General features: G+C 32.4%; 22 protein-coding genes and 1 tRNA gene. 11 read left to right on the top strand and 12 right to left on the bottom strand.

The window, feature by feature from the left end; all coding sequences use genetic code 11:
• The first annotated feature begins 41 nt into the window (after nt 1-41).
• Nucleotides 42-743 (top strand): PH domain-containing protein, encoded by a 702-nt coding sequence (locus tag P0R33_RS10945; protein ID WP_276175473.1) that lies wholly within the window; start codon nt 42-44, stop codon nt 741-743.
• Between the two features lie 144 nt (nt 744-887).
• Here the strand turns inward: P0R33_RS10945 and P0R33_RS10950 are convergent, their stop codons facing one another.
• Complete coding sequence (locus P0R33_RS10950) at nt 888-1,988, bottom strand: DUF4407 domain-containing protein (protein ID WP_276175474.1); 1,101 nt, start codon at nt 1,986-1,988, stop codon at nt 888-890.
• Between the two features lie 239 nt (nt 1,989-2,227).
• On the opposite strand from P0R33_RS10950, the gene P0R33_RS10955 reads away from it, so the two are divergent.
• Entirely contained in the window at nt 2,228-5,038 is a 2,811-nt protein-coding gene (locus P0R33_RS10955; protein ID WP_276175475.1) for a TonB-dependent receptor, read from the top strand.
• A 76-nt stretch (nt 5,039-5,114) separates the two neighbouring features.
• On the top strand, nt 5,115-6,173 hold the full coding sequence (locus P0R33_RS10960) for a phytase (protein WP_276175476.1): 1,059 nt from the start codon (nt 5,115-5,117) through the stop codon (nt 6,171-6,173).
• 140 nt (nt 6,174-6,313) lie between these two features.
• Here P0R33_RS10960 and pckA read toward each other — a convergent pair whose 3' ends face one another.
• Both pckA and P0R33_RS10970 read right to left on the bottom strand, forming a co-directional pair.
• A complete protein-coding gene (gene pckA / locus P0R33_RS10965) occupies nt 6,314-7,918 on the bottom strand; it encodes a phosphoenolpyruvate carboxykinase (ATP) (protein ID WP_276175477.1) in 1,605 nt (534 codons plus the stop codon).
• 301 nt (nt 7,919-8,219) lie between these two features.
• Complete coding sequence (locus tag P0R33_RS10970) at nt 8,220-8,606, bottom strand: DUF423 domain-containing protein (RefSeq protein ID WP_276175478.1); 387 nt, start codon at nt 8,604-8,606, stop codon at nt 8,220-8,222.
• Between the two features lie 187 nt (nt 8,607-8,793).
• On the opposite strand from P0R33_RS10970, the gene P0R33_RS10975 reads away from it, so the two are divergent.
• Nucleotides 8,794-10,158: a saccharopine dehydrogenase family protein gene (locus P0R33_RS10975; RefSeq protein ID WP_276175479.1), complete on the top strand. Its 1,365-nt coding sequence runs from the start codon at nt 8,794-8,796 to the stop codon at nt 10,156-10,158.
• A gap of 87 nt (nt 10,159-10,245) precedes the next feature.
• Here the strand turns inward: P0R33_RS10975 and P0R33_RS10980 are convergent, their stop codons facing one another.
• The 6 genes from P0R33_RS10980 to P0R33_RS11005 form a co-directional block, all read right to left on the bottom strand.
• Nucleotides 10,246-10,686 carry an energy transducer TonB gene (locus tag P0R33_RS10980; RefSeq protein WP_276175480.1) on the bottom strand — a complete coding sequence of 147 codons (441 nt, stop codon included), beginning with the start codon at nt 10,684-10,686 and terminating at the stop codon, nt 10,246-10,248.
• A gap of 28 nt (nt 10,687-10,714) precedes the next feature.
• Nucleotides 10,715-11,938 carry a M56 family metallopeptidase gene (locus tag P0R33_RS10985; RefSeq protein ID WP_276175481.1) on the bottom strand — a complete coding sequence of 408 codons (1,224 nt, stop codon included), beginning with the start codon at nt 11,936-11,938 and terminating at the stop codon, nt 10,715-10,717.
• Nucleotides 11,935-12,306: a BlaI/MecI/CopY family transcriptional regulator gene (locus P0R33_RS10990; RefSeq protein ID WP_276175482.1), complete on the bottom strand. Its 372-nt coding sequence runs from the start codon at nt 12,304-12,306 to the stop codon at nt 11,935-11,937. Before P0R33_RS10990 ends, P0R33_RS10985 begins: the two co-directional genes overlap by 4 nt.
• 38 nt (nt 12,307-12,344) lie before the next feature.
• Nucleotides 12,345-12,776, bottom strand: a complete 432-nt coding sequence (locus P0R33_RS10995) for a hypothetical protein (RefSeq protein WP_276175483.1) — start codon at nt 12,774-12,776, stop codon at nt 12,345-12,347.
• 218 nt (nt 12,777-12,994) lie between these two features.
• Entirely contained in the window at nt 12,995-14,011 is a 1,017-nt protein-coding gene (locus P0R33_RS11000; RefSeq protein WP_276175484.1) for a glycosyltransferase family 61 protein, read from the bottom strand.
• A gap of 440 nt (nt 14,012-14,451) precedes the next feature.
• A complete protein-coding gene (locus P0R33_RS11005) occupies nt 14,452-15,840 on the bottom strand; it encodes a dipeptidase (protein WP_276175485.1) in 1,389 nt (462 codons plus the stop codon).
• Nucleotides 15,841-15,949: 109 nt separating this feature from the next.
• Between P0R33_RS11005 and P0R33_RS11010 the strand changes: the two genes are divergently transcribed.
• From P0R33_RS11010 to P0R33_RS11020, 3 genes are all read left to right on the top strand, one after another.
• Nucleotides 15,950-16,031 (top strand) — tRNA-Leu (locus P0R33_RS11010).
• Between the two features lie 182 nt (nt 16,032-16,213).
• Entirely contained in the window at nt 16,214-17,032 is an 819-nt protein-coding gene (locus P0R33_RS11015; RefSeq protein WP_276175486.1) for a hypothetical protein, read from the top strand.
• A gap of 41 nt (nt 17,033-17,073) precedes the next feature.
• Nucleotides 17,074-17,877 (top strand): hypothetical protein, encoded by an 804-nt coding sequence (locus tag P0R33_RS11020; protein ID WP_276175487.1) that lies wholly within the window; start codon nt 17,074-17,076, stop codon nt 17,875-17,877.
• A gap of 185 nt (nt 17,878-18,062) precedes the next feature.
• Here the strand turns inward: P0R33_RS11020 and P0R33_RS11025 are convergent, their stop codons facing one another.
• Nucleotides 18,063-18,296, bottom strand: coding sequence for a hypothetical protein (locus tag P0R33_RS11025; RefSeq protein WP_276175488.1), 234 nt, complete (start codon nt 18,294-18,296; stop codon nt 18,063-18,065).
• Nucleotides 18,297-18,378: 82 nt separating this feature from the next.
• Here P0R33_RS11025 and P0R33_RS11030 point away from each other — a divergent pair, with 82 nt between their 5' ends.
• Nucleotides 18,379-18,609: a helix-turn-helix transcriptional regulator gene (locus tag P0R33_RS11030; protein WP_276175489.1), complete on the top strand. Its 231-nt coding sequence runs from the start codon at nt 18,379-18,381 to the stop codon at nt 18,607-18,609.
• Nucleotides 18,610-18,713: 104 nt separating this feature from the next.
• Here the strand turns inward: P0R33_RS11030 and P0R33_RS11035 are convergent, their stop codons facing one another.
• Nucleotides 18,714-19,286: a helix-turn-helix transcriptional regulator gene (locus tag P0R33_RS11035; RefSeq protein WP_276175490.1), complete on the bottom strand. Its 573-nt coding sequence runs from the start codon at nt 19,284-19,286 to the stop codon at nt 18,714-18,716.
• A 573-nt stretch (nt 19,287-19,859) separates the two neighbouring features.
• Between P0R33_RS11035 and P0R33_RS11040 the strand changes: the two genes are divergently transcribed.
• The 3 genes from P0R33_RS11040 to P0R33_RS11050 all read left to right on the top strand — a co-directional run bounded on the left by P0R33_RS11040 (nt 19,860) and on the right by P0R33_RS11050 (nt 22,296).
• Nucleotides 19,860-20,651 (top strand): hypothetical protein, encoded by a 792-nt coding sequence (locus P0R33_RS11040; protein ID WP_276175491.1) that lies wholly within the window; start codon nt 19,860-19,862, stop codon nt 20,649-20,651.
• Between the two features lie 189 nt (nt 20,652-20,840).
• Nucleotides 20,841-21,149: a hypothetical protein gene (locus P0R33_RS11045; protein WP_229353082.1), complete on the top strand. Its 309-nt coding sequence runs from the start codon at nt 20,841-20,843 to the stop codon at nt 21,147-21,149.
• A 217-nt stretch (nt 21,150-21,366) separates the two neighbouring features.
• The gene (locus tag P0R33_RS11050) at nt 21,367-22,296 is read left to right on the top strand and encodes a YCF48-related protein (RefSeq protein ID WP_276175492.1); all 930 of its coding nucleotides are present in this window, start codon (nt 21,367-21,369) and stop codon (nt 22,294-22,296) included.
• A 60-nt stretch (nt 22,297-22,356) separates the two neighbouring features.
• Here the strand turns inward: P0R33_RS11050 and P0R33_RS11055 are convergent, their stop codons facing one another.
• Nucleotides 22,357-23,025 (bottom strand): HAD family phosphatase, encoded by a 669-nt coding sequence (locus P0R33_RS11055; RefSeq protein ID WP_276175493.1) that lies wholly within the window; start codon nt 23,023-23,025, stop codon nt 22,357-22,359.
• Nucleotides 23,026-23,300 lie beyond the last annotated feature (275 nt).

Raw genomic sequence — 23,300 nt, forward strand, 5'->3', positions numbered from 1 at the left:
ACTCAGCGACTTAGTAGCTTAGTAACTTAGAACCTTAAAAAATGAAAGAACAATTTAAAAAATTTCTGAACGAAGAACAAGATCCAAAAGCGATTGAAAAAATCACTTCGAAACTAAACGATTTATTGATGAAAGGTGAAGAAGTTGGGTACATCGCAGTTCAAAAAAAACCTGCAATTACTGTTTTTCCAGACAGCATTGTATTAACAAACAAACGTATTATTATCTGTAAACCTAAAAATTTAGGTCTTTCGATGGATTTCACAGATTATACTTGGGATGATATTGCGAGCACTTTTGTAAAAGAGAATATTTTAGGTTCTGAATTTTCATTTGGAACAAAAACTGATTTAGCTGTTTCTATCGATTATATTCCGAAAATTCAGGCTAGAAAAATCTATACTTACGCTAAAGAACAATTAGATTTATTAAAAAATCCTGTTCAAACTGCAACACCGATTCAGGAAATTGTTGAAGAAGCAGAACCAGAATTTGAAGAAGAAATCGAAGAAGTTGAAACAGAAGAAGTAACAAGCTTTGCTGAAATTTTGCCAGCTGCGCCAGCTGTTACAGAAACTTACGAACCGCTTCCGACTCAACCAACTGGAGAGCGTAAATTAAGTGATTTATCTAAAGAAGAACTTTTTGATAAATTACAGAATTACAAAAAACTTCTTGACAATGGTTTAATCATGCAAGGAGAATATGATGCTTACAAAAAAGAGATTTTAAGCTACATGTAGGTTAGTCTTAAAGTCACAAGTCGAAAGTCTTAAAGTTTTTGACTTTGTCTAAATAATAAAAGCCAGAAATAGAAATTCTATTTCTGGCTTTATCTTTTTAAGTCTGCAATTCGACTTTGAGACTTTCGACTTGTGACTTTCAGACTAAAGCGTCGCTTTTTGTTTTTCTACAAATTTATGAGATTGCAACTCCAATAATTCTTTTGCATTCTTTCGCTGTAAATCGAATAAACCTTTATCTTCTGCAATATCTGCGTAGACTTTATCGTGCATTTCGGCGCTGGTTTTAATCAATAACTCGCGTTGGTATTTATTTTGCGATAAAGTAGCTTTCATTGCCGTTTCAGCTTCTTCTTGTTTGAAATCGAATTCACCTTTTGGAGCTAATAATTTGGCAATAATTGGCGAAGTTTCAATTGCAAGAAACAAAAGCATAATGAAAAATGAAGGCAACCAAGGCAATTTGTTTAACGCATTGATACGCGCCATTAATCCGTCAAAACCTTCGATGATTGGTTGGGTTTGCGAAACTTTTTTGTCTAAATCGGCTTGAAGCTGTACGCCTGCTTTTTCTTTTTCGGCAATTTTGGCTTCGTTGGCTTTTTTTAGCGTTTCGAATTCTTTTAAAGCTGCGTCGTGTTTCTCGCGTTTTTCTTTATAAACTGGACCTTTTCCAAGTTTTTTGGTTCCAGCAGTTCCTTCGGCTTCAGTAATATAAACAGAATACAAATCGTTTACTTCTTTTTCTTTCTTTACAATATCAGCTTTTAAAGCGGCAATTTCGGCTTTATTTTTATCTAAATCTGTTTTGAAATACGTTCCGATTTGCTTTTTATTCGCCAATTCCATTTCGTTTTTCTCTTTCAACAAAACAGTATTGATTTCTTTTTCGAAAATTTTAATCTCTAAAGGTTTAGAAATTACAATCGCAATAATAACCGCCAATATAATACGAGGTGTTGCTTGCAGAAATTCGTCCATAAAACGATCTCTTTTCTTAATCGTAGAAACGATAAAACGGTCTAGATTAAAAATTAGCAAACTCCAAACAAATCCGAAAATTAGAGCGGGATAAATAGAATCGAAAACGGTAAAAAGCGCATAAGCACTGGCTAAGAAAGCCATAACTGCTGTAAAAAATACTGTGGCTCCAATACCAACATATTTGGTTTGTTCGCCTTCTGAGCAGTCTTTTAGGAGATCACGGTCGACTCCCGAACATAGGATAAAAAATTGTTTTAACATGATTGATGATTTTTGATTGTGATTGATACGGCAAATTTAACTCCAAATTTTCAATTACAATCATAATATTATTTTTCTTTTCGTTGGGAATCAATTATTTGGTGCTTTTGATGTTATTTAAAGATTAATAAATATTAACATGAAGCGACTAATCATAACACTATGTTAATTTTTTTTCAAGAGTTTAGTAATAATAGGATTCTAGCTTCGCAAACGAAAAATCAAACTAAACACACACAATGAAAAAATTTTATTTATTAACCGCATTCTTTTTATTCGCCTTTACAGGTTTTGCTCAAAAAGGGATTATATCTGGAAAGATATTAGATGCCGATGACAAACTTCCTCTGCCTGGAGCTATGGTTCAAATTGTAGGAGAAAAAAAATATACCGTTTCTGACTATAACGGTCGTTTTGAATTATTAAATATTAATGAAGGAACTTACAAAGTTGAAGTAAAATATATTGGATATACTACTTTAACTCAAGAAATAAAAGTTGAACAGGGAAAAAACAACGTAATTGATTTTGCCTTGAAAGCTTCTGAAAATGAATTGAAAGAAGTTGTTGTTGGAGACATCTTAAAAGGTCAAGCAAAAGCTTTGAATCAGCAAAAAAACAATAAAAATATCGGAAACGTAATCTCTTCTGATCAAATGGGACGTTTTCCCGATGCGAACGTGGGAGATGCTTTGAAACGTGTTCCTGGTATTACAATGCAGAACGACCAAGGTGAAGCTCGTAACATTATTATTAGAGGTTTGGCTCCGTCTTTAAACTCTGTTACTTTAAATGGTGACAGAATTCCGTCTGCGGAAGGAGATAACAGAAACGTACAAATGGATTTAATTCCGTCTGATATGATTTCTACAATCGAAGTAAACAAAACACTTACTTCTGACATGGATGCTGATGCGATTGGAGGTTCTGTAAACTTGATTACAAGAGCAACTCCAAACGGAGAAAGAATTTCTGCAACTCTTGCTGGAGGATATTTGCCAATTCGCGATCACGCTTCTTATACAGCTGGCTTTGTTTATGGTAATCGTTTTATTGACAACAAACTTGGAGTTGTTGTGAGTGGTTCTTATAATAATGTAGATTACGGTTCTGATAACATCGAAAACGAATGGGTAAAAGATGATTTCGGAAATGAATATTTACAAGCTTCAGAAATTAGAAAATATGATGTACAGCGTATTCGTCGAAGCGGATCTATTGCTTTAGATTATAAATTCAATGAAAACAATACGATTTTTGCTAATGCCATCTACAATTGGAGAGATGATAGAGAAAATCGTTTCAGAACGACTTACGATGATATCGAGCCTATTTACAATGGTGAAGAAATCACAGGTTTTGAAGGTCGTGTAAAACGTCAGACAAAAGGTGGTTTGGATAACAACAGAAACAAAAACAGAAGATTAGAAGATCAAAGAGTTCAGAATTATTCTCTTCGCGGTGAGCACTTAATCAACTCTACTTTAGATTTAGATTGGTCTGCAAACTATGCAAAAGCTAGAGAATACCGTCCAGGTGAACGTTATATCGAATACCGTCAAAAAGGTCTTGATGTTTTTGAAAACTTAACAGATCCAAGATTTCCATTAGTTACTACAACTGGAGAAGCTCTTGATCAATTCGAATTTGATTCAGTTACAGAAAACACAGACGAAACTAGCGAAAGTGAATTTGGAGCTAAAGTAAACATCCGTTTCCCATTTTCAGTTATTGCTGGAGAAAAAGGAAGATTGAGAACTGGTCTTAGACTTCGTTTGAAAGAAAAAGAAAGAAACAACATGTTTTATTCTTATACTCCATTAAACAATGATATGGAATTGTTATCACAAGTTCCAACAAGTTATTTTGACGGACAAGGTTTTAACCCGGGAAGCCAATATGTACCGGGAACTTTTGCTTCGGCAAATTATTTAGGAGGTTTAGATTTAAACAACGCTTCTTTATTTGAAAAAGAAACAGATCCAGCTGAATATTTAGCAGTAAACTACAATGCTAAAGAAAGAATTTCTGCTGCTTATGTAAGATGGGATCAAGATTTTAATGACAAACTTTCAATGGTAATGGGAGTTCGTGTTGAGAATACGCATATTGATTATACAGGAAACCGTGTATTAGACGAGGAAGAATTAGAAAGCAAAATCAACAATACAAACTCATACACAAATGTATTGCCAAGTATTTCATTCCAATACAACGCTACAAAGGATTTAATTTTAAGAGCTGCAGCAACAACAGCTTTGGCTAGACCAAACTATTATGCACTTGCGCCTTATGTAAACAATATTGCTGCAGATAAAGAAATTACAGCTGGAAATCCAGGCCTTAAAGCTACATACGCATACAACTACGATTTTATGGCAGAGAACTATTTCAAATCTGTTGGTTTAATTTCTGGAGGTGTTTTCTACAAAAGATTAAATGATTTCATTTACAACTACAGCGACAATCAATATACTGATGCAAAATTTGCCGCAGATTTTCCAAACCAATCAAATCCAATTCCAGCGGGAGAAAACTGGTCTTTCTTACAATCAAGAAACGGAGACAATGTAAATGTTTACGGATTTGAGGTTGCTTTACAACGTCAGTTAGATTTCTTGCCTGGTAAATTCTTAAAAGGTTTTGGTATCTACTTGAACTATACTTACACAAAATCTAAAGCAAGCGGAATTGCCGATGAAGATGGAAATGAAAGAAACAACATTAGTCTTCCAGGTACTGCACCACACATGTTTAACGGATCTTTATCTTGGGAAAACAAACGTTTTTCTGCAAGAATCTCTACAAACTTTACATCTGATTACTTAGATGAATTAGGTTCTGAATCTTATAAAGATAGTTTTTATGACAAGCAATTTTTCTTAGATGCAAATGCTTCTTATAAAATTACAAAACAATTACGAGTTTTTGCTGAAGCTAACAACTTAACAAACCAACCGTTACGTTATTACCAAGGAGTTGCAGCACATACAAAACAAGCTGAATATTACCAAGCTCGTTACAACTTAGGATTGAAATTAGACTTGTAACATACTACTTTTAAAAATTCTTAAATTAGACAGAGTTTAACCGCTCTGTCTAATTGCATTAAAATATATAACACAAATGAAAAATAAATCATTAGTTGCTCTTTTACTTTTAAGTATTTCTTTTACAGCTTGTAAAGATGATAAATTAGCGCCAATTCAGCCAAATGCAGTTAAACCAACAGCTGTTACAGAAGCTTTACCTCACGATACAGACGATCCTTCAATTTGGATTAACCCAACTGATGCTACAAAAAGCATAATTGTTGGAACAGACAAAGACACAGACGGCGGTTTGTATGCTTTTGATTTGAATGGAAAAATCCTTAAAAAATCAATTACCTTAAAACGTCCAAACAATGTTGATATCGCTTATGGATTGATTATTGACGGAAAAAAAGTAGACGTTGCGGTAACTACAGAACGTGAAGAAAATAAAATCAGAATTTTTAGTTTACCTGATTTAGAACCAATTGATAACGGCGGAATTCCTGTTTTTGAAGGAGAAGCACAACGCGATCCAATGGGAATTGCCTTGTATACGCGTAAAACTGACGGAAAGATTTTTGCTATTGTTGGAAGAAAAACTGGGCCTTCTGGAAGTTATTTATGGCAATATGAACTTTCTGGAAACGGAAAATTTGCTGCAGCAAAAGTCGTTCGTAAATTCGGTAATTACAGCGGTAAAAAAGAAATCGAAGCCATTGCCGTGGACAACGAATTAGGAACTGTTTTATATTGCGACGAACAATTTGGAATTAGAAAATACAATGCAGATCCAGCTTTAAACGATAATAAAGAATTGGCTCTTTTCGGGCAAAAAGATTTTAAAGCAGATAATGAAGGAATTGCAATCTACAAGAAAACAGATTCTACAGGATATATTTTAGTATCAAATCAGCAGGCAAATACTTTTATGGTTTACCCGAGAGAAGGCGCAAAAGGAAATCCAAACAGTTATCCTTTATTGGCTGAAATTCCAACTTCTACTATCGAATGTGACGGTGCAGATGTAACAAGTCTAAACTTAGGCGGAGCTTATAAAAACGGGCTTTTCGTAGCGATGAGCAACGGAATGACATTCCATTATTATGCTTGGGATTTAATACAAAAACGTATTGACGAAGCGAAAAAGTAATTTATTTTTTGAGGTTTTTCAGTCGCAGTTTTTCAGTGTTCTATTTATTTTTTTTTATTTTTTTTACTGCGATTGGAAACCAAACAAAAAAGCTGTTCATTAACTGAACAGCTTTTTTTATTTGAATTAATGAATTCCTTTTATTCTGTAATCGGTGCTCCTGCTAAGATTTCAGCATTTGCAAACTCTTCAAATTTCGCAAAATTAGCTTTGAATTTTCCAGCCAATTCTAACGCTTTTTTATCGTATAAATCTTTGTCTTCCCAAGTATTTCTAGGATTTAAAATTTCCTCTGGAACATTCGGGCAAGATTGTGGTTTTGCAATTCCAAAAACAGAATGGTTAACGTATTCTACATTATCCAATTCGCCTTTTAAGGCTGCGGTAATCATTGCACGAGTATATTTCAATTTCATACGGCTTCCTGTTCCGTAAGGTCCGCCAGTCCATCCTGTGTTGATTAACCAAACTTTTACACCCGCATCTTTCATTTTTTTGCTTAACATTTCAGCATAACGCGTTGGGTGCAAAGGCATAAATGGCGCTCCAAAACAAGCAGAGAAATTAGGTTGCGGTTCTGTTACACCTGCTTCTGTTCCAGCCACTTTTGCTGTATATCCAGAAATAAAGTGATACGCCGCCTGACCTGGTGTCAATTTTGAAATTGGAGGCAGAATTCCGAAAGAATCAGCCGTTAAGAAAAATATATTTTTAGGATTATGTCCAACCAAACCTGGCTGTACATTATCAATATGTGTTATTGGGTAACTTACACGAGTATTTTGAGTAATTGAAACATCATCGTAATCTACTTCGTTTGTTCCAGCTTTAAAAACCACATTTTCTAAAAGCGCTCCTTTTTTGATTGCTCTAAAAATGTCTGGTTCATTTTCTTCAGTTAAGTTAATTACTTTCGCGTAACATCCACCTTCGAAATTGAAAACCGTATTTTCGTTTGTCCATCCGTGTTCATCGTCTCCGATTAATTTACGTTCTGGATCTGCTGATAAAGTTGTTTTTCCTGTTCCAGATAAACCAAAGAAAATGGCTGTATCTCCGTCTTCTCCAACATTTGCACTACAGTGCATTGGAAGCGTATTTTTAAAAACTGGAAGAATAAAGTTCAATGCAGAAAAAATTCCTTTTTTCATTTCTCCTGTATAACCAGTTCCGCCAATTAAAGCGATTTTTCTAGTAAAATTTAAAATAGCAAAATTAGACTGACGCGTTCCATCTACTGCAGGATCTGCCATAAAACTTGGAGCACAAACTACTGTCCATTCTGGAGAAAAATTAGCCAATTCAGATTCTTCTGGACGTAAAAACATATTGTAGCAAAACAAATTTGACCAAGCTGTTTCTGTTACAACACGTACATTTAATCTATAATTTGCATCAGAACATACATAAGAATCACGAACAAAAACTTCTTTGTCTGATAAAAATGCTGTTACCTTGTTATAAAGCTTATCAAAAGCTTGAGGTTCAAACGGGATATTTACATTTCCCCACCAAACTTCGTCTTTGGTTACTTCGTCTTTTACGATAAAACGATCCTGTGGAGAACGACCTGTAAATTCACCTGTATTAATTGCTAACGCTCCGGTAGAATTCTCAACACCTTGTCCTGATTGCAACGTAATAGCATGTAATTCATCTGCTGATAGTTGATAACGAACTTTTGCATTTTCAATTCCTAAGTCTTTTAACGAAATCGATTGCGCGAAAACTGTGTTAGTGTCCATAAATTTAAGTTATGTTGTGGTTTTTTGTTTAAAGCAAAATTACAGATTAATTTTTATTTGACTCAAAATACTCAAATTTCACTCTGATTTATATCAAAAAAGTAAAATTTCACTTTAAAAAAAATAAAAACAAAAAAATAAGCGCCTTTAATTTGTTTATTGTCAGCCTTATAAGTAATTTTTGTTATATTATTTTTGTTTAAAAACATAAAACAACAAAAAATCACATAAATAAAGCCATATGTTATTTATGTGACAAAATTAAAGATTAATTCTTAGACAGAATTTTTTTTTCGGGATTTTATGATTTTCGCTTCAAAATCGTAAAGAATAATAGCGCCCAACCTATAATTAATAGAAAACCACCGATTGGAGTTGCGAATACGATAATTTTAGAATAAAACAAAGTATAGTCTTTTGTGGCAACTAAATAGATTGAACCGCTAAATAGAACAACACCAGCAACTATAAAATTATAGATCGTTTTTAGTGTTTTTTCTGCAAGGTCTTTTTGCGTAGCTAAAAAAAGCAGAAAAAGAGCGTGATACATTTGGTAACGAACACCAACTTCAAAAGTATTTAATTGATCAACCGAAAGATATTTCTTTAATAAATGAGCACCAAAAGCACCCAAAATAATTGCTAACATACCTATAAAAGCTCCAGTAAGAACAAGTTTTCTTTTCATGATTTATATCTTTTGAAATTTGACACAAAAATACTTCAAACCAACCAAAAAACCGCTTCTCATTCGATATTATTTAGAACAAAATCAAATTATTTTTTCTCTTAATTTTAAAAATAAATTATCTTTTATTTAATTTATATTGTTACATTTATAACATTTAAATATATTTGTGTTAAATATTTAAAACATGAGAAACGTTTTAATAATTGGAGCAGGAAGATCTGCATCGTCTTTGATTCGGTATTTATTATCTAAATCTACTGAACAGCAACTGCATTTAACTGTAGCCGATCTTTCTTTGCCTTTAGCGAAAGCCAAAACGCAAGAACATCCTAATGCCACTCCCCTTGCTTTAGATATTTTTAATTCTGTAGAAAGAAAAAAAGCGATTGCAAATGCTTCAATCGTAATTTCGATGCTTCCGGCGCATCTTCATATCGAAATTGCAAAAGATTGTCTAGAATTCAAAAAACATTTGGTTACGGCTTCCTATATAAGTGATCCGATGCAGGCTTTAAACGAAGAAGCAATAAAGAACAATTTGATTTTTATGAACGAAATTGGTCTTGATCCCGGAATCGATCATATAAGCGCCATGAAAGTTATTGACGAAATTCGCGCAAAAGGAGGTAAAATGCTTTTGTTTGAATCTTTTTGTGGCGGACTTGTAGCCCCAGAATCTGACAATAATCTTTGGAATTATAAATTTACTTGGGCGCCTCGAAATGTTGTTTTGGCGGGACAAGGTGGCGCGGCAAAATTTATTCAAGAAGGAACTTATAAATATATTCCGTACAGCGCTTTATTTCGCAGAACAGAATTTCTGGAAGTTGAAGGTTACGGAAAATTTGAAGCGTATTCAAACCGTGATTCGCTCAAATACAGATCTATTTATGGTTTGGATGATATTCTGACTTTATATAGAGGAACAATCAGAAGAGTTGGTTATTCTCGGGCTTGGAATATGTTTGTGCAACTCGGAATGACCGATGACAGCTATATTATAGAAGGTTCCGAAGATATGAGTTATCGCCAGTTTATCAATTCTTTTCTGCCTTATCATCCGACAGATTCTGTGGAAATTAAAACACGTTTGATTTTAAAAATCGATCAAGACGATATTATGTGGGATAAACTTTTAGAACTAGATTTATTCAATCCGAACAAAAAAGTAAATCTTCCGCATGCAACACCAGCGCAGATTTTAGAAAAAATCTTAACCGATAGCTGGGCTTTAGAACCAGACGATAAAGATATGATTGTGATGTATCACAAATTTGGTTACGAATTGAATGGAGAAAAAAAACAAATCGATTCGAAAATGGTTTGCATTGGCGACGATCAAATCTATACCGCAATGGCAAAAACTGTCGGACTTCCCGTTGCAATTGCTACTTTATTGATTTTAAACGGAAAAATCACAACTCCAGGCGTTCAGCTTCCGATTAAAAAAGAAGTTTATGAACCTATTTTGAAAGAATTAGAAGAATACGGCGTCATTTTTAACGAACAAAAAGTACCGTATTTTGGATATAATCCAGACTTATTTTAGGCTGGATTTGCATTTTTTTATTTTTAGAATTTTTTTTTAATTAGTTTTTAATTTTATCCGCTTCCAGAATCCTGAAAGCGGATTTTTTTAATTTATAGTGATAGGCAAATCATATTTTACACGAACAGCTTTTCCATCTACAGCGCCTGCAATCCATTTTGGAGAAAGCTTCAAAACCCGAATCGCTTCGTCTCCAAGGCCAAAACCCAAATCTTTAACAACCTTAAAGCTGGATAAGCTTCCGTCTTTTTCAATTACAAATTGCACAAATGCTTTTCCTATTACTTTATTTTTCTTTGCTTCTGCAGAAACTTTAAACGTTCTTCCAATAAATTTATAAAACTCAGATTGTCCGCCAGGAAATTCGGGTTTTTCTTCCACTTCATCAAACGTTGCATAAATATCGCTTTCTTTAAACTCAGCTTTGTTATGAACTCCTTGCGCCCAGTTGTCGGTACAAAAAACACAAAACATTAAAATGAATACAACCTCTTTCCACTTTCTTAATAAAACCAGTTTTGCTGCCATAATATTTGTATTAAAGATTAGCTTTAATTTATTTTTCTGATTGAATTGTAATTGGTAGAGTATACATTACACGAACAGCTTCTCCATTTTCAGAAGCAGGAATCCATTTTGGAGAAAGTTTTAATACTCGAATTGCTTCATCGCCTAAACCATATCCTAAATCTTTTACCACTTTAAACTCAGATAAACTTCCATCTTTCTCAATCATAAACTCCATAAAAATTTTTCCATCTATCTTTAGCTTATCAAATTCTGCAGGAATTTTAAAATTCTGACCAATGAACTTGTAGAATTTTTCTATTCCACCTGGAAATTGCGGTTCTTTTACGCTTGTTGTATCGTAAATGACTTTATGAACTTTTTGATTTTTTGAATTTATACTTGATTGCGCAATTGTTTCTGTACTAAAAACAAACAGCAACATAACAAAAACAACTGTTGTAAATACAACTTTCAAAATCATTTTTATTGGAGAAACTTCTTTAGTCATCATAAGTAAACGTTTTTTAGTAATTAAATAATTAATATTACTTGCAAGAGAAACTGTATTTTTATGAGAGGCAAAATCCAACAGAAGATTTTGATAATTTCGAACTTCTCCAAATTGCTTATTTACTGCTTCATCTGCTAAAAATTCGTGATTGAGTTTAATCGCTTTTTCATAAAGCTTAAACATCGGATTAAACCAAAACGCGATTTGAATAACTTTAACAAATAGAACATCCAAAGTATGTTTTTGCTCTAAATGCGCTTTTTCGTGCGCTATTAATTCTGATGGAATTTTACCGTTTTTAAAATCTTCTTGATTGATAAAAATCGCATTCCAAAACGAATGTGGCAAAACATGTTCTTGTGTCAAAACAACTTTTTGTCCTTTAATGATTTCAACTTTATTCTTTTTCATTCTGATATAAAAAGAAAATACATTTCGTATAAAACGAACAATTAAAATCGTCGCAATTACAACATAAACAACACTCAAAAAGTATATAAAAATCTCGCCGTAATTTATTTTGTTTAATACTGATCTATCAGCCAAAATCATCATTCCATCCAATTGAATAGTCGTGATTTTTCTTGAAAAAGAGGAATCAATCGAAAAAAGTTGCAACGGAATTGTCAAACTAAAAACAATGCTTGCGAGCAAATAAGCACGATTAAAACGAAACATTTTTTCGTTCTCCAACAGTATTTTGTACACTGCAAAAAACACAATAAGAAGGAAACCTGATTTTAAAAGATACGTTATCATTTTTTCTTTTTTTGAATTTCTGAATCAATTATTTTCTTAAGATCTTCCAATTCTGCGGCCGATAAATTAGTTTCGGTTGTAAAAAAAGAAGCAAATTGTGAAGCCGAATTATTAAAGAAACTACTAATCAGTCCTTTTACATGTTTGGAGAAATAATCTGTTTTTTTTACCAAAGGATAATATTCTCTCGAATTTCCGAATTCGTTGTACGCTACAAAATTCTTTCCGATCATTCGTTTCAATAAAGTCGCGACCGTCGTCGTTGCAGGTTTAGGTTCTGGATATGCTTCTAGCAAATCTTTCATAAAAGCCTTTTCAAGCTTCCATAAATATTCCATTAATTGTTCTTCTGAGTTTGATAATTGCATGTTTTTGAAGTTGCTAAGTTTCTAAGATGCTAAGTTTTTTAGCCTTTAATATTTATTTTTTGTTCTGAAATTAATTCTCCTTTTTCATATTTTCTAATCTGAAATAATTTTCCTTTATCGGAGTAAAATTTCCATTCTCCAAAATAAAACCAATGCGATTCTGTCTCGCTTATTTCTAATTTGGTTTTCCCTTTCGATTCCAGTTTCCCGTTTTCGTAATAACTTTTTACAATACAGATTCCGTTTTTATATTTTTCTAATTTGTAAAGTTTCCCGTTTATAAAAGTTTTCCATTTTTTAACAGGCAGATCATTTTTATAAAATTCAACAGATTTATATTCTGTACTATCCTGAACATAAATATCAACCCATTTCCCTTCTCTCTTTTTATCAATTCTCTGATTAATAAGCTTCGATTTACATCCAAAAAATGATACTAAGATTATAGCAAAAAGTATTTTTCTAATCATTCTACCTCTACAATTATAGATTCAACTCTACAAATGTAGAATTAAATTTCAAAAAAGCAAGAAAAAGTTTTCTTTTTAACTTTAAAAATCAAATTATCAACAAAATAGGAAGTATTTCTTATTGATTAAAACCAATAAAATCAAAGATAAATAGATATAAAAAATCCTTCAAAACAAACAAACCTTTGTTACTTTGTCTCTCTGTCACTTTGAACCTCTTAAAACGGAAGCAGCTCTAAAGTTCTCTCCACTTCATCCAAATCGATATAGAAATTTTCTTCTTTCTGAATTCCAACAACAAAACTATAATTGATATTTTCCATGTCTGTTGTATTTTTAATAACCGCACTAAAACGAGTTGGCGGTTGCAGAACCAAAACAGAAGAACCAGATTCCAGCATCATTAAACCATGAAACAAATGGCTTCCTTCTATGCCAATGAGAACTTTGGCGCCCGAACAAGCCAACAGTATTTCTGATGCAGTATTTTGAGTTACGTCTACGATTTTAAAACCGTATTTTTCGCGGAGTTTTTCTGCAATTTCGATTTCGTTTAACATAACGCGCGATATTCCAGAGTTTCGTCTTAAAATAAAAACGCCAGGATGAGAATTTGCTGGAAATCGTGCTAATAGTTTTGTTCTGTTTGCCGCAAATCTGAGATGTTTGCTTTCATTATTTCCCCAATTATCATCGAAGAAAATCGCATTTTTAAGATATGCCGAATTCGTTCGAAACGGATTCATTTCTAAGAACGATTCGTATTCCGCCATGTGAGAATACGGAATAATATTGGAAGTTACAGGTGTTCCTTCGGCAGCAGCCAAAGCATAATTAGCGCAATCATCTGTAAGCCAAAGCCCAAAATATTGATTGCCTTCAGAAGTACTGTAAAGTGCTGCATGATCAATTTCCGTATTCATTAAAACCTTCGGAAAATAATTCATTTTATTAGAAAGCTGAAAAGTCGGATGAAGCCTAAAATTATGAAGTCCTTTATAAATAAAACCATTAATCATCCAGATATCTTTAAGCTTGTACGCTCGCGTTTCTTGATGTTCAACTTCAAAACCTCCGTGCATAGCCTTAAACGGATCATCGGTGTATGCTGTACCTGTAATACGCTCTAATTGTCCTTCTAGAAAAAAAGCTTTTGGCGAAATAGTAGTATTTCCGGGAGCAATCTGCCATGATTTTACAGCGAGGTAATCTAAAATTTCTCCCTCGCGAAACATAGCATGTGATTTTTTTATTCCTCTAAGATATCTTGTATATGCTATCGGCGAAAATCTAATTTTTTTTTGAATTATGTCCATTGGCTAATATTAAAATCAACATTAAAATAACATTAGAAAAATTTGTAAAAACAAAACTATATTTAATATCAAAACACAATCGATGATAATAAAATCAAATTTAACTTAAATTATTAAACAAAACACAAACACAACATTAAAATTTTAATATTAAAAAGATAAAATTTGAAACCATTAAAAACAAAAAATTTAACCGCAAAGAGCGCAAGGTTTTTCTAAGAAAAAGTATATAAACGAAAAGTTCGCAAAGCTTTATCATATAGCTTTGCGAACTTTTATAAATCTTACTTAAAAAAATCTTAGCTCCCGATAGCTATCGGGATTGCGTAAATTCTTAGCGCTCTTTGCGGTTAAAAAAACTACTTAGAAAGCTCCACAAAATACTTGTAAAACAAAGGAATAGTTTCAATTCCTTTCAAGTAATTAAAAATTCCGAAATGTTCATTTGGCGAATGAATGGCATCAGAATCCAAACCAAATCCCATTAAGATAGTTTTGCTTTTTAATTCTTTTTCAAACAAAGCCACAATCGGAATACTTCCGCCAGAACGAACAGGAATTGCAGGAACTCCAAACGTTTCTGTATACGCTTTATTTGCCGCCTGATAACCAATGCTATCAATTGGCGTTACATAACCTTGACCACCGTGATGCGGCGTTACTTTTACCGTAACTCCAGCTGGCGCAATGCTTGTAAAATGTTTGGTAAAAAGTTCTGTAATCTCTTCCCATTCCTGATTTGGAACCAAACGCATCGAGATTTTAGCAAAAGCTTTACTCGCAATAACCGTTTTTGCACCTTCGCCAGTATAACCGCCCCAGATTCCGTTTACGTCTAATGTCGGACGGATTGAGTTGCGCTCGTTTGTTACATAACCTTTTTCGCCGTAAACATCGGCAATGTTTAAAGCATTTTTATATTTTTCTAAACTAAAAGGCGCTTTTGCCATTTCAGCTCTTTCTTCTGCAGATAATTCCTGAACTTTATCGTAGAATCCTGGAATCGTGATATGATTGTTTTCGTCATGAAGAGAAGCAATCATTTTTGCTAAAATATTAATCGGATTCGCTACTGCTCCACCGTATAAGCCTGAATGCAAATCGCGGTTCGGACCTGTAACTTCTACTTCAACATAACTCAAACCTCTTAAACCTGTTGTGATAGACGGTTGTTGGTTAGAGATCATTCCTGTATCTGAAATCAAGATAACATCGTTTTTCAGTTTTTCCTGATTACGTTCTACAAACCAAGCCAAACTTGCTGAACCTACTTCTTCTTCACCTTCGATCATGAATTTTACGTTGCAAGGCAAATTATTGTTTTGCACCATATATTCAAGCGCTTTTACGTGCATGTACATTTGCCCTTTGTCGTCACATGCTCCACGCGCGAAGATGGCGCCTTCTGGGTGAATATCTGTAGTTTTTATAACGGGTTCAAAAGGTGGTGAAGTCCATAATTCTAATGGATCTGGCGGTTGTACGTCGTAGTGTCCGTAAACTAAAACCGTTGGAAGATTTGGATCTATAATTTTTTCTCCGTAGATAATTGGGTAACCTGGAGTGTCGCAAGTTTCGACATAATCGCATCCTGCTTTTGATAAACTTTCTTTTACAGCCTCTGCTGTGTCAATAACATCTTGAGAATATGCAGTGTCGGCACTTACCGACGGAATTTTTAATAATTCGATCAATTCGTTGATAAACCGATCTTTATGTTGTTGAACGTAGGACTTAATATTTTCCATTTAAATTATTTTTATAGAAAACCAAATGTACAAAAAAGAGAATTAAAAAAAATTTTGAAAAAAGTCTTTGATAATTGGAAACTATGCTTATCTTTGCACCCACAATTCCGCGGATATGGTGAAATTGGTAGACATGCCAGACTTAGGATCTGGTGCCGCAAGGCGTGTAGGTTCGAGTCCTATTATCCGCACTAAAAAAGCTTCTGAATATTTTTTCAGAAGCTTTTTGTTTTTACTTCATTTTGCCTTTTGTTATTAAAATTGTTGATAAGCAATTTACTACAATAACTAATTGTTGTTTTCTATTTTTATTTTTGAAAATCTATTCTTTTATTGATTCTTTAAATTAGGCAACAATAAACTTTAAAAATAAATGATAAGTTTTATAAATAAATACACAGCATTAATCACAGGAAGTCTGATCTTTTTAGGTTATTGTCGCTATCATTTTTATTATAATGAATTTGATATTGTAATATATAATTACATTACTACTTCGGAATTACTCCTCTCATTTTTTCCCATAATAGTCCAATATTTTATACCAATTGGCCTAATTATTTATCTTGCTATTTTACGTCCTAAGGAGCAACCTCTTATAAGTAATGGAAAGAACTATACCAAAAGAGCACAAACGAAAGAAGATAGAAGAACAAGAATATATTTATTAGATTTTGTTTTAAATAAAAGATTAAAAATAAATACAAGATTTAAAATATTTTTAAGCATACTAACTCATCCTTTCTCTTTATGTTTTTTATTCTTATTATGGGGAACAATAAAATTTTGGATAGCTGTAAATGAAAATCAAAAAATTGAAGAAGTAGAAGGGCTTTTTTACGGCTTAACTTTTACATGGCTGGTGTTCATTCTAGAACCAATTTTTTCAAACTCTTTTTCAGGAAATAAGTTTTTAATCATAAAAATGTCAAATTACTTTTTGATATTAACATTATTCATTTATTTATCTCAAAAAATAGGAGCAATAAAGAAAATGGAAAACGTAGATAATTCATTAGTTACAATAATAACAAACTCAAAAGAATTAATAAAAAGTAATAGCAATTTTATTTTTATAGGCAGAACGAATGAATATACATTTTTTAGGTTTAAAAAAGAAAAAACCAATTTTATAATACGCAATTCTGACATCTACACTTTTAAAAAAAGCGAACCAAAAAGCAAAATGTAAACCAACTTTTCTATCTAATTTTAAAATAAAAACTATTAAAAATGATCCAAACAGGTATTACCTTAACTGATATAATTAAATTTATTCAAAAGTATCTTAATATATTAATTATAGTACCCGCATTTATTGGAGGCTTATGGCAATTAATAGAACTATCAAATATATCAATATCTTTTATTAGATTTTTTTCATTAAGCCAAATTGTGTCAGACGGCTTACTAATTTTAATATTTATGCTGATTGCTAGTTTTACTTATATGCTTGGCTGGTTTGGTGATAGATTGTTTTTTATTAACAAACAATCTGCTGATTCTGAATTATTAAATTCGGATGATTATGAGAAACACAGAAAGAAGGAATTATCAAAATGGATGGTTATATTTTTAATGTCATATTCATTTTCATTGTTTTATTTTTTAAAATTCATGTACAAAACACCAAACTTCACTGATTTAAAATCTTCAGTTAGTATAACACTTATATTTATTATAACATTAAATCGCACCTTGAATGCATGCTACAATTTTGCACAAGACAAACATAAGAAGATTTTTAAACTTTGTAATTTTTTCCTTTTAATACTGTATGTTATAATTGCAATTTTTCTTAGCAAACGTATTCATTCCGTTTTTATAAATACCAACAATATTATTAATATTGAAAATATAAAAAAAGATGTTTCTTTAAAGTACCCTAATACAAAACAGGAATTACTTTACTTTAACGATAAATATTTATTCATTAAACTTATTAATATTCCTCAAAAAGCTTCAAAAGATAAAAAAAAAATGAAGAAAGAAGATAAAGTTTATATAATGGAACTAAACAAATTATTTACAAAGTAAAAAAAGGATGTTTTCATTCTTATAAATTCTACATCCTTCAAAATAGCAAACCTCATCTTGACGAAAGGAGCTTTTCCAGCAAAACCAACAGTTTGTACGCCATAAAAATTTGCGGAAATCACTCTCAATTTTTTGTTGGTTTGCTTTTACTTTCTCCTTTCGTCGAGATGAAGATTTTATTTGTATTAATTAGCATCCAAATAAGGATCGAGCACTTCTGCCAATCTGTTCAGCCAATAAAAATTATCCCCAATTCGAGGCAATTCTGCATTAACACTTTCACGACCTCGCATAGAACTTAGCGAAAGGGAATAATTTACCTGTCTAAGCATCTTCGCCATATCTTTTACATCAACAACATCACTAAAAAAATCTTTTAATCTCGTTTCGAGTTCTTTCGATACACTTTCTGTAATCATTATCTTATTTTTCGGTCAAATATAACATTTTTTGACACAAATTTGTGTCAAAACAAAAAATATTTGTTATGACTTTTGAAATATGAATATTTCAGAAGAAACTTTTATCTCAAATCTAGGCATTCACATTAGACAACTACGTGAAAAGAAAGGCTTATCACAACAAGCTTTAGCCGAAGATTGCGACATTCCAAGAAATCAAATTGGCAGAATTGAAAGAGCTGAAATAAATACAGGTATAAAAACCCTTATACGAATAGCGAATGCTTTAGATATTGATCTTAAAGAATTGCTTGATTTTCCTTTGAAATAATAATTCAGCTAAAGCCTTTCACTTTCAAACAAAAAAACCTCCAGCTAAAGCAGGAGGCAATTCATTTATTCTTTAATGAAGTTTAAAGATTGTCTTTTATATTTTTATTTCTCCGATTTAAACAAAACCTTTCCATAAAACAATACACCAAAATAGATTAAAATACAGGGAAAAATCCATGTTCTAAATCCAATACCAAGCGCACCACGAAAACCTTGTGCATATAGTAAAGTCGAAAGATATATTATCCAGCAAATTCCAAACTTAAAAATACGTTCAGTAGCATTCATATGCTGCGTATAATAAAAGATGGTAAATGGCATAAAAAAACTCAAAAGAACTGCTCCAAATTTACTGTTCGCACTAGCTTCTATGGGTGTCACCATATAACTAAAAGTAAGTGTTATGGCAAGATTTAAAAGAATCAAAAAGATTGCATTGACAACGAAAGCTCCAATTTTATTATTTTCTGATACTTTATTTAAATCTTGTAATTCTGCTTTATCAATTTGAAGGACTTCGCAAATTAATTCCAGCGTTTTGCCTCGCGGTTCATTATTACTGTTTTCGATTCTTTGAATTGTCCTCAAATTAACTTTCGACAATTCTGCAAGTTCTTCTTGCGTAAAGCCTTTTTGCTTTCTCGTTTCACTAATTTTTTTTCCTATAAAACTCATGGTTCGTATTTTTAATTTTATCCCAAAATTATTTCGAAAAGCATTTTTTGATAACGGTTTTCTTACGGCATTTCTACGACATTTCATAATGTCGCTAATATATAATTAATTTTAATGCACAAGAATTGAACTATATAAAGTATTCCGAACACACGAACGATAACGAACTGGCGAAGCAAATCTCCGCGAGAAGCTCGGCAAAGATTGGCGAATTTACTTTGCGGAATTACTTGTGATTCTTCGTTCCTCAGAATGACAAAAAATGCGAAAAAACTTTGCGACTCTGCGACTTTGCGAGATTAAAATCAGCAGAGAAAAGATGACAAATATTTTCTCGCTACAATGAAAAAAAATCCTTTAATCCTAATAATCTGTGGCTGAAAAAAAACTTTGCATCTCTGCTCCCGATAGCTATCGGGATTGAGAGATTAAAACCAACAAAAGATTATAAACTCAGAAATTTCTCAAATTATTTCATGTTTTAATCTCAAAATATTCTTATTTTTAAAATACCAAAAACCTAAATCTGCATATTTTATTTTGTTTTTAAATCTCTAAAATCATTTAGAACACATGAAGAAATACAGATTATTAGTCATTCTTTTAGGAATTATTGCCCTTTTTTACTTTGCGAGAGCGGCTCGAAGCTTTACGGTTAAACAAGAAACTCGAACGCTTCAATCGGAACATTTTATTGTTTCTTACAGCGGAATTTATAAAAGCGAAGCCGAAAAAGTCAGCAAACATCTCGAAGACAATTATGCTACAATAAGAGAAAATCTAAAAGATGTAAAACACGACATCATAAAGGTTTTTATTTACGGTTCGCAATTTAAGTTTATGAATGCTACGGGTTTAAAAGAAAAAGCAAAAGGCACAAGTCGCGGTCCGAACGAATTTCATTTTATATATACCAATTGGTTTAATTCTATTTTTCCCGATGATCCGCTAAAAACGGCTTTGCATGAATTTACGCATTGCGTTCAACTCAACATATTAATTCACAAAGCAAAAGACACGATTATTACCCAAGACAGACGAACTTTTGAAAAGGAATTCGATAAAAAATTTGCTGCCGAATATCCGCGCTGGCTTTGGGAATCGATTAGTATTTTTGAAGCTAAAGAAGTAAATACTTTAAGTGTAAAATACGCCAAAAGCAAAAATTTGACTTTAGAAGATTTAAACAAAAGCAATCAGATTTACAATATTGGCTATACAATTATAGAATATCTTACTCAAAAATGGGGAAAAGATATTTTGCCAAAATTAATTGCTTCGTTTGGCAATATTCAGAAAACATTAAACGTTACTTCTGAAGAATTTGAGAAAGGCTGGATTGCTTTTTTGAATGAGAAGTATTGAAAGTTTTTCTATTTAGAAAACCTTGAATTTCGCAGATTAACAAAAATGATGATTATGATTTCGAAAATGGATTTTTAATCTGTTAAGAACGACAATAATTTCTAGTTATTTGTTAAAGAAATATTAAAAAATCTTCGTAACTTCACGCAACCATCCTGATATTCAGATATCTAAACAAAAAGAGGCGTTATGAAAAGATTTTTTTACTTTTTGATTCTGACTTTAGGAATTCTTGGTTGTACTTCTGACGATGATAAACCAACCAAAAATTTTAAATTCACCGCTCCGTACACCACAACTATAACTGTTGGCGGCGTGGTTGGCACGCGCGAACGAACTTTTAAAGTCGGAGAAACCTTTAAAGGTCTTGACGACGAAAAAGAAACCATCAGAATCAGAATCGCTGAACATTCTGAAATGAATGAAAATTGTCCGAATAGCTGGTGTTATCAAGAATTTTTAAATGTTCCGCGTGAGTATTTGAAGTTGGAAGAATAAAGAAAAAACTTCGGTTAAAGCCTTTTTATTAAAACCGTAAAATACTTCTAGCTAAAACAGGAGGCAATTCAACTAATTTTATTTTCATTCTTGTTTGTCATTTCGAGAAATGACAATATCTTGCGACTACAGGATTTCAAAAAAAAAGACACAAAAAACTTACTAAATTCACGCAACCATTTTGATATTCAAATATCTATATAAAAAAAAGATACTTATGAAAAAAATGATTGGTTTCCTGTTTTTATCTTTAGTAATTCTCGGCTGCACTTCTGATGCAGATAATAGTGCAAATGCATTTGAGAAAATGAATACCAATACTACGCAAAGCTTAACTGATATTTCCTTTATCAATAAAAATCAAGGAATAATTTGCGGTTCTCTTGGTTTTTTGTCCAAAACAAATAACGGCGGAAAAACATGGACGCATTTAAATGTGGGAGATAATCAAACCTTTATGAGCGCTTTTATGGTAAATGCACAAAATTTCTATACCGCAAGACTTGACCTGTTTGCTACTTCAAATTCTGGTGCTACGTTTAAAAAAAATGAAAATCTTCCTGTTACTTCAACTATTTTTGCAATCAAATTTTTTAATCCAACTAAAGGATTACTAATAAGAAGTGGTTCTATTTTTAGATCTACCGATTCTGGAAATAATTGGAAGGAAACTTATAATCTTAGCAATTCCAGTAATTTAGAAATAACTTCAGATTTAGTTGCTTACGCTTACGGCGGATATACTTCAGACGCGGTAGATAATGGTCAAATTCTTAAAACAACTGACAGCGGTCAAACTTGGGTTACTACCTTAAATTCAGATTCAAATATTATTTCAGTATCTTTTATTTCAGATAATATTGGCTATTATGTTAATACTAAAATGGAATTGCAGAAAACTATAAACGGCTCTACTACTTGGGTAAAAATAACGACTTTGCCTTTTTATCCATCATCTGTTTGTTTTATTAATGAAAAGATAGGATACATTTCAACATACGAGGGAAAAATTTTAGAAACAAAAGACGCAGGTTTAAATTGGAAAATAGTTCATAACGAACCTGCCGAACGAATCTTTAAAATTATTACTAAAGATAATGCCGTATTTGCAATAGGAGACAACGGATTGTTTCTTAGAAAAAGATAAAAAAACCTTTGTCAAAGTTTTAAACTTTGACAAAGGTCTGTAATATCGCTAGAAATCTAATTATTGGATTTTATTTCCCAACAACTCAATTATCTTATCTACATTCACTTCGCTGTAATCATTAATATAAAAATCGCATGGCGGAAGTTCTTCTTTGGTATGCGTGCTCAAAACACCAACGACTTTCATTCCTGCATTTAATCCAGCTGTAACGCCAGAAAATGAATCTTCAAAAACCACACAGTCAGAAGGAGAAACACCAACGCGTTCTGCTGATTTTAGATACACTTCGGGATTTGGTTTGTGGTAGGTAACGTCTTCACTAGACATCATCGAATCCATTTTTTCGTCCAGTTTTAGGAAATTAGCAATCAGATCCAAGTTAGCACGCGGCGCCGATGTGGCAACTGCGGTTTTAAATCCGCGCGATTTTAATTCATTTAAAAAATCCATATAATTCGGAATTGTTTCGACTTTGTCTTTGTAAATCTCGCGAAACATTCCTTCTTTTTCATCTTCCAGTTTTATCAATTCGTCTCCAGTAATTGGACGCTTGAAGAAAAGCGTCATGATATAACTATTATGTTTTCCGTACATATGCTCTTCGAATTCTTCCTGCGTGTACGGAATTTTATATTTATTGAAAAATTCCTCAAAAGCGACTACATGATGCGGATTAGTGTGGCAAATCACGCCATCCATATCAAAAATTACACATTGCTGGCTCATAATTTTATTTGTTTTTTAACGGTTGCAAGATAGGGTAATAAAGCGGTTATTACATAGAGATTCGCTAAGAGTTTTTTTGAATCTCGCAAAGTCGCAGAGTCGCAAAGACTTTTTATTTAAGCAATCTACATCGTACAGTTTGTCATTTCGACGAAGGAGAAATCTCCACGAGTAGCTATACAAAGATTGGACTTTAGTTACGGAGTTACTTGCGAAGATTTCTCCTTCGTCGAAATGACATAAAATGAGAAAAAAAATCCTTTAAATCTTATTAA

The organism is Flavobacterium sp. YJ01, assembly GCF_029320955.1.
GTDB lineage: Bacteria > Bacteroidota > Bacteroidia > Flavobacteriales > Flavobacteriaceae > Flavobacterium.

What these genes read in the sequence shown, in the direction of transcription:
- P0R33_RS11045 (WP_229353082.1), top strand. Translation starts at nt 20,841, where the DNA reads ATGAAAAGATTTTTTTACTTTTTGATTCTGACTTTAGGAATTCTTGGT.
- P0R33_RS11020 (WP_276175487.1), top strand. Translation starts at nt 17,074, where the DNA reads ATGATCCAAACAGGTATTACCTTAACTGATATAATTAAATTTATTCAA.
- P0R33_RS11015 (WP_276175486.1), top strand. Translation starts at nt 16,214, where the DNA reads ATGATAAGTTTTATAAATAAATACACAGCATTAATCACAGGAAGTCTG.
- P0R33_RS10945 (WP_276175473.1), top strand. Translation starts at nt 42, where the DNA reads ATGAAAGAACAATTTAAAAAATTTCTGAACGAAGAACAAGATCCAAAA.
- P0R33_RS11035 (WP_276175490.1), bottom strand. Translation starts at nt 19,286, where the DNA reads ATGAGTTTTATAGGAAAAAAAATTAGTGAAACGAGAAAGCAAAAAGGC.
- P0R33_RS10950 (WP_276175474.1), bottom strand. Translation starts at nt 1,988, where the DNA reads ATGTTAAAACAATTTTTTATCCTATGTTCGGGAGTCGACCGTGATCTC.
- P0R33_RS10980 (WP_276175480.1), bottom strand. Translation starts at nt 10,686, where the DNA reads ATGGCAGCAAAACTGGTTTTATTAAGAAAGTGGAAAGAGGTTGTATTC.
- P0R33_RS10975 (WP_276175479.1), top strand. Translation starts at nt 8,794, where the DNA reads ATGAGAAACGTTTTAATAATTGGAGCAGGAAGATCTGCATCGTCTTTG.
- P0R33_RS11040 (WP_276175491.1), top strand. Translation starts at nt 19,860, where the DNA reads ATGAAGAAATACAGATTATTAGTCATTCTTTTAGGAATTATTGCCCTT.
- P0R33_RS10985 (WP_276175481.1), bottom strand. Translation starts at nt 11,938, where the DNA reads ATGATAACGTATCTTTTAAAATCAGGTTTCCTTCTTATTGTGTTTTTT.
- P0R33_RS10955 (WP_276175475.1), top strand. Translation starts at nt 2,228, where the DNA reads ATGAAAAAATTTTATTTATTAACCGCATTCTTTTTATTCGCCTTTACA.
- P0R33_RS11050 (WP_276175492.1), top strand. Translation starts at nt 21,367, where the DNA reads ATGAAAAAAATGATTGGTTTCCTGTTTTTATCTTTAGTAATTCTCGGC.
- P0R33_RS10990 (WP_276175482.1), bottom strand. Translation starts at nt 12,306, where the DNA reads ATGCAATTATCAAACTCAGAAGAACAATTAATGGAATATTTATGGAAG.
- P0R33_RS11055 (WP_276175493.1), bottom strand. Translation starts at nt 23,025, where the DNA reads ATGAGCCAGCAATGTGTAATTTTTGATATGGATGGCGTGATTTGCCAC.
- P0R33_RS11000 (WP_276175484.1), bottom strand. Translation starts at nt 14,011, where the DNA reads ATGTTTCGCGAGGGAGAAATTTTAGATTACCTCGCTGTAAAATCATGG.
- P0R33_RS11005 (WP_276175485.1), bottom strand. Translation starts at nt 15,840, where the DNA reads ATGGAAAATATTAAGTCCTACGTTCAACAACATAAAGATCGGTTTATC.
- P0R33_RS10970 (WP_276175478.1), bottom strand. Translation starts at nt 8,606, where the DNA reads ATGAAAAGAAAACTTGTTCTTACTGGAGCTTTTATAGGTATGTTAGCA.
- pckA (WP_276175477.1), bottom strand. Translation starts at nt 7,918, where the DNA reads ATGGACACTAACACAGTTTTCGCGCAATCGATTTCGTTAAAAGACTTA.
- P0R33_RS10995 (WP_276175483.1), bottom strand. Translation starts at nt 12,776, where the DNA reads ATGATTAGAAAAATACTTTTTGCTATAATCTTAGTATCATTTTTTGGA.
- P0R33_RS11025 (WP_276175488.1), bottom strand. Translation starts at nt 18,296, where the DNA reads ATGATTACAGAAAGTGTATCGAAAGAACTCGAAACGAGATTAAAAGAT.
- P0R33_RS10960 (WP_276175476.1), top strand. Translation starts at nt 5,115, where the DNA reads ATGAAAAATAAATCATTAGTTGCTCTTTTACTTTTAAGTATTTCTTTT.
- P0R33_RS11030 (WP_276175489.1), top strand. Translation starts at nt 18,379, where the DNA reads ATGAATATTTCAGAAGAAACTTTTATCTCAAATCTAGGCATTCACATT.